This window comes from Streptomyces sp. NPDC007084 (assembly GCF_040703595.1).
In the GTDB taxonomy this organism is placed as follows: Bacteria; Actinomycetota; Actinomycetes; order Streptomycetales; family Streptomycetaceae; genus Streptomyces.
Window position 1 is genome coordinate 101,117 of the sequence record NZ_JBEYFY010000007.1, and the last position, 13,668, is coordinate 114,784.

Below are 13,668 nucleotides of genomic sequence, written 5' to 3' on the forward strand. Positions count from 1 at the left end.
CTAGATGACCAGTGACAGCAGCAGCACCAGGCCGCCCGCCACCACCGAGATGATCGTCTCCATCACGGACCAGGTCTTGACGGTCTGGCCGACGTCCAGCCCGAAGTACTCCTTCACCAGCCAGAATCCCGCGTCGTTGACATGGCTGAAGAAGAGCGAGCCGGCGCCGATCGCGAGGACGAGCAGGGCGGTGTGCGCGGTCGACATGTCGGCCGCGAGGGGCGCCACCAGACCGGCCGCCGAGATGGTGGCCACGGTCGCCGAACCCGTCGCGAGCCGGATGATCACGGCGATCAGCCAGGCGAGCAGCAGTGCGGGGATCGACCAGTCCTTGGAGATGTCCAGGATCATCTTGCCGACGCCGCAGTCGATCAGGGTCTGCTTGAAGCCGCCGCCCGCGCCCACGATCAGCAGCACACCGGCGATCGGCGCGAGGGACTTCTCGACGGTGGTCGAGATGCGGTCCCGGGTGAAGCCGGCCGCCCGGCCCAGGGTGAACATGCCCACGATCACCGCGGCGAGCAGCGCGATCAGCGGGGCGCCGACGACGTCGAAGACGCGCTGCGTGCCGTTCGCCGGGTCGTCCACGACGATGTCCACCAGCGCCTTGGCCAGCATCAGCACGACGGGCAGCAGCATGGTGGCGAGCGTGGCGCCGAAGCTCGGGCGCTTGTCCAGGTCCTCGGAGGCGCGCTGCGGGATCATCCGGTCGGGCGCCTGGACATCCACCCAGCGGGCGGCGTAGCGGGAGAACACCGGGCCGGCGATGATCACCGTCGGGATGGCGACCAGCACACCGAGGGCGAGCGTGACACCGAGGTTGGCCTTGACCGCGTCGATCGCGACCAGCGGACCGGGGTGCGGCGGGATCAGACCGTGCATCACCGACAGGCCCGCGAGGGCCGGGATGCCGATCCGCATCAGCGAGTAGTTGCCGCGCCGCGCGACCATCAGCACCACCGGAATCAGCAGCACGATGCCGACCTCGAAGAACAGCGGCAGCCCGATCACGGAGGCGATCAGCACCATCGCCCAGGGCATCGCCCGGCCGCCCGCCTTCGCCAGGATGGTGTCGACGATCTGGTCGGCACCGCCCGAGTCGGCGAGCAGCCGGCCGAGTATCGCGCCGAGGGCGATCAGCACACCCACGCCGGCCACGGTCGAGCCGAGCCCGCCCGAGAAACTGACGATGACCTTGTCGAGCGGTGCTCCGGCGGCCGCGCCGAGGACCAGCGAGCCGATGGTCAGGGCCAGAAAGGCGTGCAGCTTGAACCTGGTGATGAGCAGCACGATGACGGCGATGCCCGCCAGCACGGCTATGCCCAGTTGAGCGTGGCCCGCCGAGGTGATCGGTTCGACGGCGTCCGCTGCCAGCATCTCGACACTGAGTCTGGTCACGGTGAGTCCCTTGTCGGTGGAAGGTCGCGTGGAAAATCGCGGGGAGGTTCGCGTGGAAGGGGGTGCGGCAAAGGGGGCGTCGAGCCCCCCGTCGTCGCCCCACACGCGAGGTGACGCGGCGCGAAGACGGCGCATACGCGCTTACGGCACGGAGTCGGCGCTCGCGGCGCGGAAGCGCGGCCCCCTATGGAGGCGTCAGGCGCTCGAGCGCGGCCACGGCACGCTCGGTGATGTCGGCGGGGTCGCCGGCCACGTCCACCTCGACCCCCGCCTCGTCGGCGGCCAGCGGCTGAAGCGTGGCGAACTGCGAGTCCAGCAGCGCGGTGGGCATGAAGTGGCCCTTGCGCTCGGCCATCCGGCCCTCGATCAGCGCGCGGTCACCGGCGAGGTGGACGAAGACGACCCCGGGGGCGGCGGCGCGCAGCCGGTCCCGGTAACCGCGCTTGAGCGCCGAGCAGCTCACCACACCGCCGAGCCCGGCCCGGTCGTGCGCCCACTGCCCGATGGCGTCCAGCCAGGGCCCGCGGTCGTCGTCGGTCAGCGGTGTCCCGGCGGACATCTTGGCGATGTTGGCCTGCGGGTGGAAGTCGTCGCCCTCGGCGTAGGGGACACCGAGCCGGGCCGCGAGCAGCGGCCCGATGGTCGTCTTGCCGGTACCGGCGACGCCCATGACCACCAGGACATGGGGTGAGGGACTCTGCTGCATCACGCTCTCGCTGTCTTCGTCGACATCTGATGTCGACGCCACTGAAACGCATTAGGTACGACGAATTCAAGTAGCTGTGACATATAAGTCTGACTTTTTGATTGTGGCGTCCGCCTCGTACGCTGACGTCATGAGCACACGGGGCCGGGGGCTGCACGGACACGTACTGGAATCCCTCGGGCCGGCCATCACGGCGGGCGACTACCCCCCGGGGAGCGTCCTACGCACCGACGAACTGGCCCAGCGCTTCGAGGTGTCGCGCTCCGTGATGCGCGAGGCGGTCCGGGTCCTGGAGTCCATGTACCTGGTCGAGTCCCGCCGCCGGGTCGGAGTGACCGTCCGCCCCAAGGCCGAGTGGAACGTCTACGACCCGCAGGTCATCCGCTGGCGGCTGGCCGGCGCCGACCGCCCCCACCAGCTCCGTTCCCTCACCGTGCTGCGCTCCGCCGTCGAGCCGGTCGCCGCCGGACTCGCCGCCCAAAACGCCACAGCCGAACAGTGCGCCCGGCTCACCGAGTGCGCGCTCGGCATGGTCGCCACCTCACGCGGCCGGCAACTGGAGGGTTACCTCGTCCACGACGTCGCCTTCCACCGCGTGATCCTCAACGCGTCCGGCAACGAGATGTTCGCCCGCCTCGGGGACGTCGTCGCGGAGGTCCTGTCCGGCCGGACCCACCACGAGGTGATGTTCGCGAACCCCGACCCCGCCGCCGTCACCCTGCACGTCAAGGTGGCCGAGGCGGTCCGCGAGGGCGACGCCGCGCGCGCCGAACAGCTCACCCGCGAGATCACCGTCGGCGCCCTCCAGGAACTGGACATCCTGGCCCCCTGAGCGCCCGGACACGGCGGGCGGCACGGGCGGCGCCGGTCAGGCCCGGAGGCGGTCCGTCCACGACGGCCGGACACGGCGGCCGGGCGGTCACCCGGAAGCGGCCCCTCCACGACGGCCGGCGCCGAGGATCAGTCGAGGAAGTCCCCGTCCACGTACACCCACGCGCCGTCCACCCGCTCGAACCGGCTGCGCTCGTGCAGCGAACCGCCCCGGTACGCGGCCCGGAACGTCACCGTCCCCGTCGAGTGGAACGCCGAGCCCTGCTCCGCGCCGAGGATCTCCAGCCCCGTCCACCGCGTCCCGGGGTCGAACTCCACCCGGGCCGGCCGGGTCCGCGGATGCCAGGTGCGCAGCAGATAGGCCTCGTCCTCCTGGACGAAGGCGCAGTACCGCGACCGCATGAGGGCCTCGGCACTCGGCGCCGCGGCCTCACCGCGGTGGAAGCGCCCGCAGCAGCGCGCGTACGGCTCGGCGAGCCCGCAAGGACAGGAACGGCTGGTCATCGCGTCATTCTCCCCGGACCCGCGCCGGGTCGGTGGTGGTGGGCGGATAGCTGGGCCGGGCCGGCAACCGGACGGCCGGCGCGGGCGGCGCCGGGAGCGCCGTCTCGTACAGCCAGGCGGTGAAGAGGCCGTCCAGCGGCTCGGCCGCGTAGCGGGCGACGTGCGCGGTGAACACGGACGTGGTGACCGCGCCGCCGCGGTGCAGGGCGGTCCAGCCGCGCAGCATCCGGAAGAACGCCTCGTCGCCCAGCGCGCAGCGGACCGCGTGCACCGTCAGCCCGCCCCGCTCGTAGAGCCGGTCGTCGAACATCAGCTTGCGGCCCGGGTCGGACAGCAGCAGGTCCTGCGGCAGCGCGGACAGCTTCCGGTGCGCCACGCCCGCCAGTTGGTGCGCCGGACGCCCGCCCGACCGCTCCGACCACAGCCACTCGGCGTACTTCGCGAGCCCCTCGTTCAGCCAGATGTGCCGCCAGTCGGCGATCGACACACTGTTGCCGAACCACTGGTGGGCCAGCTCGTGCGCGATCAGCCGCTCCGAACCCCGCGCCCCGTCCACATGGTTGGCGCCGAACAGCGACAACCCCTGTGCCTCGACCGGGACATCGAGTTCCTCGTCGGTCACCACCACCGCGTACTCACCGAACGGATAGGGCCCGAAGAGATCCTCGAACAGCTCCATCATCGCGGGCTGCCGGGCGAAGTCCCGGGAGAACTCCGGGAGCAGCCGCGCCGGCAGATGCCCGGACTGCGGCACGCCCCCGAGGCCCGGGTCGCCGAGCAGCACCGTCTGGTACTTGCCGATCGACAGGCCGACCAGATAGCTGGAGGTCGGCGCGGCCTGCTCGTACACCCAGGTCGTCGTGGACGCTTTCGCCGTCCGGGTCAGCAGCCGGCCGCCGGCCACCACCGCGTACGCGGACGGCGTGGTGACCGAGATCTGGTAGGCGGCCTTGTCGGCGGGCCGGTCGTTGCACGGATACCAGGACGGCGAACCGACCGGCTGGCTCGCCACCAGCGCCCCGTCCTCCAGCTCCTCCCAGCCGATCCCGCCCCACGGGCTGTGCACCGGCTTGGGGTTGCCCGACCACTGCACCTCCACGGTGAACGCGGCACCGGCCCGGACCGGCTTCGCGGGCCGGACCCGCAGCCGCCCGCCGCGGTGCGTGTAGTGCGCCGCCTTCCCGTCGACCCGGATCCGGCCGATCCGGAAGTCCGCCAGATTGAGCTGGAACTCGGCCAGCGGGGAGCGGCCCGCTATGGCGTTGAGCCGCGCGGTGCCGGACAGCCGGTTCGGGGCGGGGCGATAGTCCAGCGCCAGCTCGTACCGGTGCACCCGGTAACGGGGATCGCCGTTGGCCGGGAAGTAGGGGTCCGGTCCCGCTGTCTGCTGAACGCTCACTGCTGCGACTGCTCCCTGCCCTGTCCTCGACGTACCGCTGTACCGCCCTTCGTGTCCGACCGGCTCAGGCCTGCGGGGAACGCCAGGCCTCGATCGGGTTGCCCAGCCAGCGGGTGTCGTCGGGAACGGACTCCGCCGCCATCACCAGCGACGCGGGACCCAGCGTGGAGCGGGCCCCGACGGAGCTGCCGGGCAGGACGATTCCGCCCGGACCCAGGGTGGCGCCCTCACGGAGGACCACAGTATCCGTCCGCAAGATCCGGTCGTGGAAGAGGTGGGTCTGCAGGACACAGCCCCGGTTCACCGTGACCGCGTCCTCCAGCGTCACCAGGTCCGTCTCCGGCAGCCAGTAGCTCTCCACCCACGTGCCCCGGCCGATCCGCGCGCCGAGCCCGCGCAGCCACGCCGTCAGCAGCGGCGTACCCGGCACCGCGCCCGCCAGCCACGGCACGGCGACGACCTCCACGAAGGTGTCCGCCAGCTCGTTGCGCCACACGAAACCGCTCCACAGCGGATGCTCACCGGCCCGGTGCCGGCCCACCAGCAGCCACTTCGCCACGACCGACACCAGGCACCCGAGCAACCCGGCCGCCAGCAGCACCGCGCCCGGGAACACCCACGCCCACGGGCCCAGCGCGCACAGCGCGGCGACCGTCAGGACGGCCAGCGCCGCCGAGCAGAACACCGGCACGATCCGGCACGCCTCCACCAGCCCCCGCGCCCACAGCAGCCGGGCCGGCGGATCGTAGGTGCGGCTCTGGTCCCCGCCCTGCGCCGAACGCGGCAGCTTCACCGGCGGCAGCCCCAGATACGAGCTGCCCTTCTTCGCCTTCTTCGGCGTCGCCGACAACACACCGACCAGACCGCCGTCGGGCACGCTGCGGCCCGGCGCCGTCATCCCGGAGTTCCCGAGGAACGCCCGCCGGCCGATCTCCGCCCGCCCGATCCGCATCCACCCACCGCCCAGCTCGTACGGAGCGGTCAGCGTGTCGTCGGCGAGGAACGCGCCCTCGCCGACCGTGGTCAGACTCGGCAGCGCGAGCACCGTGGAGATCTCCGCGCCCCGCCCGATCCGCATCCCGAGCAGCCGCAGCCACACCGGCGTGATCAGCCCCGCGTACAGCGGGAACAGCGTCTCCCGCGACCGGTCCATGAGCTGGGTGACCGTCCACGCCTGCCAGCCGATCCGGCTGTGCGTCGGATGGGTACCCTCCCGGAGCCCGAGGCTCAGCAGCCGCACGGCGACCAGCAGCAGCAGCGCGTACGCCAGACCGAAGGCCAGCGTCGCCGGCACCAGCGCGACCGCCGCCCCGCGCAGCGCCTCCCCGAACCCGGCGTCCGCGCTCACGAAGACCCGCGCCACGAGCAGCGCCGCGACGGCCGCCAGCACCGGAAGCGCCGTCAGCGCGAACCCGCTCGCCCCGTACATCACCCGCCAGTACGTGCCGCGCCGCGGCCGGTCCTTGGGCCACGCCCGCTTCGCCTTGCCCAGCTTGCCCGCCGGCGCACCCGCCCAGCGCTGCCCGGTCGGGATCTGCCCCGCGACCGCCGACCCCGGCGCCACCTCGGCGCGCTTGCCGACCCGGGCCCCCGGGAACAGGATGCCGCGCGTCCCGACCACCGCGCCCGCGCCCACCTTCACCGCGCCGATCTCCAGCCGGTCACCGTCCAGCCAGTACCCCGACAGATCCACCTCGGACTCCACCGCGGCACCCCGGCCCAGCTTGAGCATGCCGGTCACCGGCGGCAGCGAGTGCAGATCCACGTCCGGGCCGACCCGCGCGCCCAGCGCACGGGCGTACCGCTCCAGCCAGGAACCGGTCAGCGAGGTCGCGCCGCTGAACTCGGCGAGCCGCTCCGCCGTCCACAGCCGCAAGTGGACCGAGCCGCCGCGCGGATAGCGGCCGGCCTTCAGACCGCGCAGCAGCAGCCGCGCCCCGCCCGCGGCGATCGCGAGCCGCCCCGGCGGACTGAACAGCACGAGCCCCGCCGCGCCCACCAGCCACCACGAGGCGCTCGGCGCCCACGGATACGGCCCGAACCAGTGCAGTACGTTCCCGAGCGCGGCCAGCGCCACGGTCCAGCGCAGCCCCAGCAGCGTGAACAGCGGCAGCAGCACGAGAAGCTGGATCACCTTGGCCCGCGTCGGGACCGGCGCGACCGTCCGGCCGGCCCCGTCGTCCTGGGCGGACTTCTCCAGATGCCGGGCCAGCTTGCGCAGCACCGGCTGCTGGTAGATGTCCAGCACGGCCGCGCTCGGATAGCGGGCGCGCAGCCGGGTGGTGAGCTGCGCCGCCGCGAGACTGTTGCCGCCGATCGCGAAGAAGTCGTCGGCCGAACCGCCGACCGGGATGCCGAGCACCTCGCTCCACTGCTCGGCGAGCCACGCCTCGGTGCCGTACAGCGGCTCGGTCGCGCCGCCGGTCTGCAGACCCTCAAGCGGCCAGGGCAGCGCGTTCCGGTCGACCTTGCCCGACGTCCGGGTCGGCAGGTCCTCCACGGGGGCGAGCAGCGGCACCAGCGCGGCGGGCAGCTCGGCCCGCAGCTTCTCGACCGCCGTCGCCTGGTCCCAGCCGTCCTGGGTGACCACATAGCCCACCAGGAGCTGGTTGCCGCCGCGCGCCGTGCGCACCGCCGCCGCGGCTCCCGCGACCCCGGGCAGCGCCTGGAGCGCCGCGTCGACCTCGCCGAGTTCGATCCGGCGTCCGCCCAGCTTGATCTGCTCGTCCGCCCGCCCGAGGAAGACCAGCCCCTCGGGCTCGGCCCGGACCAGGTCGCCGCTGCGGTACGCCCGCTCCCAGCCCAGCGAGGCGAGCGGCGCGTACTTCTCCGCGTCCTTCTCGGCGTCGAGATACCGGGCCAGCCCGACCCCGCCGATCACCAGTTGGCCGCTCGCGCCCATCGGCACCAGCTCACCGGCCTCGTCGACGACGGCCAGCTCCCAGCCGTTCAGCGGCAGCCCGATCCGGATCGGCTCCTCACCGGTCAGCAGCGAGGCACAGGCCACCACGGTCGCCTCGGTCGGCCCGTACGTGTTCCACACCTCGCGGCCCTCGGTCACCAGCCGCTGGGTCAGCTCGGGCGGGCAGGCCTCACCGCCGAAGATCAGCAGCCGGACCTCGTTGAGCGCCTCCGGCTCCCACAGCGCGGCGAGGGTCGGCACGGTGGAGACCACGGTGATCTCCTGCTCGACCAGCCAGGGCCCCAGATCGGCGCCGCTGCGCACCTGGGAGCGGGGCACCGGCACCAGACAGGCCCCGTACCGCCAGGCCAGCCACATCTCCTCGCAGGAGGCGTCGAAGGCGACGGACAGGCCCGCCATCACCCGGTCGCCGGGCCCGATCGGCTCCTCGGCGAGGAAGAGACCGGCCTCGGCGTCCACGAAGGCGGCGGCGCCGCGGTGGCTCACGGCCACGCCCTTGGGCTTGCCGGTGGAGCCCGAGGTGAAGATGATCCACGCGTCGTGCTCGATCCCGGGCCGCCCGGCGGGTATTTCGGAGCGGCCGCGGACGGTCAGCTCGTGCCCGGCCCCGACGACGGCGCGCACCTCCGCCTCCCCGAAGACCAGCTCGGCCCGCTCGTCCGGGTCCTCCGCGTCCACCGGCACATAGGCGGCACCCGCCGCCAGCACCCCGAGGATCGCGACGTACAGCTCGTTCGTGCCGGACGGGACCCGTACCCCGACCCGGTCGCCGAGCCCTACCCCGGCCTCGGCGAGCCGCCGCCGCATCGCCTCGACCTCGGCGGCCAGCGCACGGTAGGTGAGCGCGCGCCGCCCGTCGTCGAGGGCGGGCTCGTCGGGGTACGCCCGTACGGACGCGTCGAGGATGTCGACAAGGGTGCGCGGCGACGCGGCCGGGGCGGCGGAGAAGCGCGCCTGGTCACCGAACTCCGCACGCACCTCGTCGTCGGACAACGCGACCGCTGGGCCTTGCTGGAGGGCTGCCATCGGGTCCTCACGTGTTGTTCCCGGGAGAGCCGGGGCGCTGGTGGGCCCGCAGGTACGCCTGGGGATGTTCCGGTCCAGCTCCGAACAAGCCTGCAATTTTAGTACGACGCTAGCCTCGGCCCTGGTCATCAGCCATGCGAGGCCTCCGCCCGGGGCACCGGAGCCTTTGATTCCGGTGCGTTGACGTGGAGGTATGTCAGCGTGACGAGATCTGCCCCACATCTGTCCGTGACACGGCGGACACAAGGAGCGAGAGCCCCGGCGGAGCACCGCTCCACGGCCCGTCGAGGGCCGCCCGGCCGCAGGCCGGAGGCCGTCGGGGGCCGGTCGCGCACAACGAGTGAGGGCCCCGACCTCAACGGTCGGGGCCCTCACCCTTCTCTGTGTCCGAGGGGGGACTTGAACCCCCACGCCCGATAAAGGGCACTAGCACCTCAAGCTAGCGCGTCTGCCATTCCGCCACCCGGACAAGGTGTCTGTCGCGCGGGGTTTCCCTCGCGGCGACAGAGAAAACATTACCAGGCTTTCCAGGAGCCTCGATCACCCCCCGTCGCGGCGTGAACGGCGTGTGACGGGCCGGGACCTGCCTTGGGAGGAGAGCGCCGGGGGAGAGAGGATGAGGGAGACCACCAGCGGCGACAGCGGGAGGAAGCAGCGTGAGCGACACCGGCACGACCAGCAGCGTCACCGGCCAGGACGAGGTCGTGGACCTCTGCCGCGAGCTGATCCGGATCGACACCAGCAACTACGGCGACCACTCGGGGCCGGGTGAGCGCAAGGCCGCGGAGTACGTCGCCGAGAAGCTCGCCGAGGTCGGTCTGGAGCCGCGGATCTTCGAGTCCCACCCGGGCCGCGCCTCCACCGTGGCCCGCATCGAGGGCGAGGACCCCTCGCGGCCCGCGCTCCTCATCCACGGCCACACCGACGTCGTGCCCGCCAACGCGGCGGACTGGACCCACGACCCGTTCTCCGGCGAGATCGCCGACGGGTGCGTGTGGGGACGCGGGGCCGTCGACATGAAGGACATGGACGCCATGACGCTGGCCGTGGTGCGCGACCGGCTGCGTACCGGCCGCAAGCCCCCGCGTGACATCGTCGTCGCCTTCCTGGCCGACGAGGAGGCGGGGGGCACGTACGGCGCCCGCTACCTGGTCGACAATCACCCCGAGCTGTTCGAGGGTGTCACCGAGGCGATCAGCGAGGTCGGCGGCTTCTCCTTCACGGTGAACGAGCAGCGCCGGCTCTACCTCATCCAGACCGCCGAGAAGGGCATGCACTGGATGAAGCTCACCGTGGCCGGCACCGCCGGGCACGGCTCGATGATCCACCGGGACAACGCCATCACCGAGCTGTCCGAGGCCGTCGCCCGGGTGGGCCGTCACAAGTTCCCGGTACGGGTCACCAAGACCACCCGCGCCTTCCTGGACGAACTCGGCGACGCGCTCGGCACCGAGCTGGACCCGGAGGACATGGAGTCCACACTCGCCAGGCTCGGCGGCATCGCCAAGCTCATCGGCGCCACCCTCAGCAACACCGCCAACCCCACCCAGCTCAACGCCGGCTACAAGGTCAACGTCATCCCCGGCGAGGCCACCGCCCACATCGACGGCCGCTTCCTGCCCGGCTACGAGGAGGAGTTCCTCTCCGACCTCGACCGGCTGCTCGGCCCGAACGTCCGCCGGTCCGACGTGCACGCCGACAAGGCGGTGGAGACCGGCTTCGACGGCGCGCTCGTCGAGGCGATGCAGTCCGCTCTGGTGGCCGAGGACCCCGCCGCCAAGGCGATCCCCTACATGCTCTCCGGCGGCACCGACGCCAAGTCCTTCGACGACCTCGGCATCCGGGGCTTCGGCTTCGCGCCGCTCAAGCTGCCCCCGGAGCTGGACTTCGCGGGCATGTTCCACGGCGTGGACGAGCGGGTGCCGGTGGACGGTCTGCGGTTCGGCGTGCGCGTGCTGGACCGGTTCATCGACGCGTCCTGACCACCGCCGCCCCGGCCCGCCGGCCGCGTCCCGCCCGGCCTCGCCGACCGCGTCCCTCCCGGCCTCACCGGCCTCACCGGCCCGGCGGGTCGCGGCGTTGACGCCGACATTCGGCTGCCCGTACGAAGATCGCCCGGGACGGGTGAATGTGACCATCCGCTAGTAGCTCTACTACTCCCTCCTCGTTACAGGTATTGCGATCAGCTACTTGGGATCGCGTTTGCCAACAAGGAGGAATAATGATCAAGAAGGTCGTCGCCGCTGCGGCTGCCACTGGCGGTCTGGTTCTCGCGGGTGCGGGCCTGGCTGTCGCCGATTCCGGTGCTCAGGGTGCTGCCGTGCACTCCCCGGGCGTCGTTTCCGGCAACGTCATCCAGGTGCCTGTTCACGTCCCGGTGAACGTCTGCGGCAACACGGTCTCCGTGATCGGGCTGCTGAACCCCGCCTTCGGCAACACCTGCTTCAACAAGTGACGTCGTGCCCCGTCTCGGGACGGGGCACCCCATGGGGTCGCCTCATGAGGGTCACTTCGTGAAGGTCTGAGCCAGTCGGCCCCGGAGTGCGCGCCATGCGCTCCGGGGCCGACCTGCTTCCCGCGCACCCGTCTCGTGGGCGCGTGCGCGTTCTTGATGGTCCACGTCCCAAGGACTGAGGCAGGGATACAGCTATGCGACAGGTCACCCGCAAAGGCCTGATGACCGTGGCCGCGGCGAGTGGTGTGATCGCCGTGACCGGTGTGTCCGCACACGCCGACACGGGCGCGACCGGCTCGGCGTCGGGGTCCCCCGGCGTGCTGTCGGGCAACACGGTGCAGGTGCCGGTGCACGTGCCGGTCAACGTCTGCGGCAACACGGTGAGCGTGGTCGGGTTGCTCAATCCGGCCGTCGGCAACAAATGCGCCAACCAGGGCGGCGGCGCTCCCGGCGGATCCCACTCCGCCGGCGGCTCACGGGCGGGCGGTCACGCGACCGGCTCCCCGGGCGTCGGCTCCGGCAACCACGTCCAGGTGCCGATCGACGTTCCCGTCAACGTCTGCGGCAACAGCGTCAACGTCATCGGCCTCGGCAACGCGGCGGCCGGCAACGACTGCGCGAACGACTCGACCGGCGGCCACACCACCACCCCACCGGGCGGCGGCCACCCGGGAACACCGGGGCACCCGGGTAACCCCGGACACCCGGGCCATCCAGGCAACCCCGGTACGCCGGGCCACCCCGGTCACCCCGGCCATGGGGGTCACCCCGGCAATCCGGGACACCCCGGCAATCCGGGACACCCCGGAACGCCGGGGCACCCGGGGCATCCGGGCCAGCCCGGTCACCCTGGTAACCCCGGCAATCCGGGTCACGGTCAGCCCGGTCACCCGGGGCAGCCCGGTCACCCCGGTCACGGCGGTCACCACCCGGGCCACCCCGGCCACGGGGGTCACCCGGGGCACGGGCACCAGGGCAACCCCGGCACCCCCGGTCAGCCGGGCACGCCGGGACAGCACGGCGGTACGTCCGGAACGGTCGGCGGAGGCAAGCACCGCGGGGGAGTCTCCCAGGTGACACACCCGGGCACCCGCTCCACCGTGCGGACGGCCCAGGCCACGCAGTCCGGCCCCGCGCAGCTCGCCCACACGGGCAGCGAACTGCCCGTCGGTGCCGTCGTCCCCGCCGGAGCGGCCGCGCTGCTCGCGGGCGCCGTGCTCTACCGCAAGGCCCGCTCGGCACGCGTGTGAGCCGCGCGCCGGTTCGGACACCGGCACAGGTGTGACCGTGGCGTCACGGATCGTCCGTGGCGTCGCGACGGAGCGGGCCCCGCGATCGCGGGGCCCCTCCCTGTCTCCCGGGTCCTACGTCACCAGGTGGCCCGCACCTGGCGGATGATCCGCCGACGCAGCCGCACCCTGCGGCTGCCGTCGCGGAGCAGACTCAGGCGGTCCAACTCCCAGTGTCCGTACTCGGCATGGTCGGTCAGCAGACGGGTCGTCTCCTTGCGGGAGACCCCGCGCGGCACGTACACGTCGACAAATTCGTATTCCGGCATCGCATCTATTGTGCGGGCAGAGCCCCGGTACGGATAGCGTCTGCACTATGTCTGATGCTGTGCAGCCCACCGCTGCCGAGGTACGAGCCGCCGCCGAGGCGGTCAAGACCGCTCTCGACCGCCACCTGGCCGCGGTCGAGCGCAGGACGGGCGACGACGACCCGGCCGTGTACGAGGCGTTCAACGAGCTGGCCGCCGCTGCCGAGGAGTACGACGAACTCCTCTACGACCGCTACGACGAGGTCACCCCCTTCGAGATCCCCGGCAGTGACGACACACTGCCGCCGTACACCGGCCCGGAGGAACCGAACGCGCTGAGCGTGGTCATCCGCCGGGACTACGCGGTGGTGGAGCCGCAGCGACTGCTGGCACAGGCCCAGCGCGTGGAGGCGGTCGAGGAGGACGGCGCCACCGCGACCGACGCCTTCGACGCGGCGTCCGGCACCCTGCACGGGGCGCTCGGCGTGCTGTTCGGCGAGTTCGAGCCGGACGAGATCGCCTCCCGGCACAAGGAGTTCGGGCTGGAGGAGGGCGACTCCACCCTGTGGGTGACCGCCGCCGACGAACCCGCCGAGCCCGGCGAATGGCTGGAAGCCCCCTTCGAGGCGATCGACCCGCAGCGTGTCGTGTGCCGGTTCGACGTCAGCGCGGTGTTCGACGATGATGCGGACGACGAGGACCTGGACGACGACCTCGTCCCCGACACCGAGCTGGAGCCCCTCGACCCGCTGGACGCGGATCGCTGAGCCCCGCTTCACCAGCCGGTACGGGGGTGGGGGGGGGCCGGGTTCCGGGGACGCCGCCCCCCCGTAGCGGGGGCCGGCCCCCCCGAAGGCCGCCCGGGCGGGGGGGCGGGCGCCGGCGAGCG

General features: G+C 72.4%; 11 protein-coding genes and 1 tRNA gene. 5 read left to right on the top strand and 7 right to left on the bottom strand.

Annotated elements, in window-relative coordinates:
• Positions 1-1,398, bottom strand: coding sequence for a gluconate:H+ symporter (locus tag AB0912_RS09140; RefSeq protein WP_366697311.1), 1,398 nt, complete (start codon positions 1,396-1,398; stop codon positions 1-3).
• 184 nt (positions 1,399-1,582) lie between these two features.
• Positions 1,583-2,104 (bottom strand): gluconokinase, encoded by a 522-nt coding sequence (locus AB0912_RS09145; RefSeq protein ID WP_366697313.1) that lies wholly within the window; start codon positions 2,102-2,104, stop codon positions 1,583-1,585.
• A 130-nt stretch (positions 2,105-2,234) separates the two neighbouring features.
• Between AB0912_RS09145 and AB0912_RS09150 the strand changes: the two genes are divergently transcribed.
• Positions 2,235-2,936 (top strand): FadR/GntR family transcriptional regulator, encoded by a 702-nt coding sequence (locus tag AB0912_RS09150; RefSeq protein ID WP_366697315.1) that lies wholly within the window; start codon positions 2,235-2,237, stop codon positions 2,934-2,936.
• Between the two features lie 128 nt (positions 2,937-3,064).
• Here the strand turns inward: AB0912_RS09150 and AB0912_RS09155 are convergent, their stop codons facing one another.
• The 4 genes from AB0912_RS09155 to AB0912_RS09170 all read right to left on the bottom strand — a co-directional run bounded on the left by AB0912_RS09155 (position 3,065) and on the right by AB0912_RS09170 (position 9,256).
• A complete protein-coding gene (locus AB0912_RS09155; RefSeq protein ID WP_366697317.1) occupies positions 3,065-3,439 on the bottom strand; it encodes a YchJ family metal-binding protein in 375 nt (124 codons plus the stop codon).
• A 4-nt stretch (positions 3,440-3,443) separates the two neighbouring features.
• Complete coding sequence (locus AB0912_RS09160; RefSeq protein WP_366697319.1) at positions 3,444-4,838, bottom strand: M1 family metallopeptidase; 1,395 nt, start codon at positions 4,836-4,838, stop codon at positions 3,444-3,446.
• Between the two features lie 64 nt (positions 4,839-4,902).
• Entirely contained in the window at positions 4,903-8,787 is a 3,885-nt protein-coding gene (locus AB0912_RS09165; protein ID WP_366697321.1) for a Pls/PosA family non-ribosomal peptide synthetase, read from the bottom strand.
• Positions 8,788-9,171: 384 nt separating this feature from the next.
• A tRNA-Leu gene (locus AB0912_RS09170) sits at positions 9,172-9,256 on the bottom strand.
• Between the two features lie 187 nt (positions 9,257-9,443).
• Here AB0912_RS09170 and AB0912_RS09175 point away from each other — a divergent pair.
• From AB0912_RS09175 to AB0912_RS09185, 3 genes are all read left to right on the top strand, one after another.
• A complete protein-coding gene (locus AB0912_RS09175; RefSeq protein ID WP_366697323.1) occupies positions 9,444-10,769 on the top strand; it encodes a M20/M25/M40 family metallo-hydrolase in 1,326 nt (441 codons plus the stop codon).
• Between the two features lie 239 nt (positions 10,770-11,008).
• The gene (gene chpH, locus AB0912_RS09180) at positions 11,009-11,242 is read left to right on the top strand and encodes a chaplin ChpH (RefSeq protein WP_358819597.1); all 234 of its coding nucleotides are present in this window, start codon (positions 11,009-11,011) and stop codon (positions 11,240-11,242) included.
• Positions 11,243-11,436: 194 nt separating this feature from the next.
• On the top strand, positions 11,437-12,492 hold the full coding sequence (locus AB0912_RS09185; RefSeq protein ID WP_366697325.1) for a chaplin: 1,056 nt from the start codon (positions 11,437-11,439) through the stop codon (positions 12,490-12,492).
• 119 nt (positions 12,493-12,611) lie between these two features.
• On the opposite strand, the gene AB0912_RS09190 is transcribed toward AB0912_RS09185, so the two are convergent.
• Positions 12,612-12,800, bottom strand: a complete 189-nt coding sequence (locus AB0912_RS09190; protein ID WP_081223519.1) for a DUF5703 family protein — start codon at positions 12,798-12,800, stop codon at positions 12,612-12,614.
• Positions 12,801-12,847: 47 nt separating this feature from the next.
• Between AB0912_RS09190 and AB0912_RS09195 the strand changes: the two genes are divergently transcribed.
• Entirely contained in the window at positions 12,848-13,546 is a 699-nt protein-coding gene (locus AB0912_RS09195) for a hypothetical protein (protein ID WP_366697327.1), read from the top strand.
• The last annotated feature ends 122 nt before the right edge of the window (positions 13,547-13,668 follow it).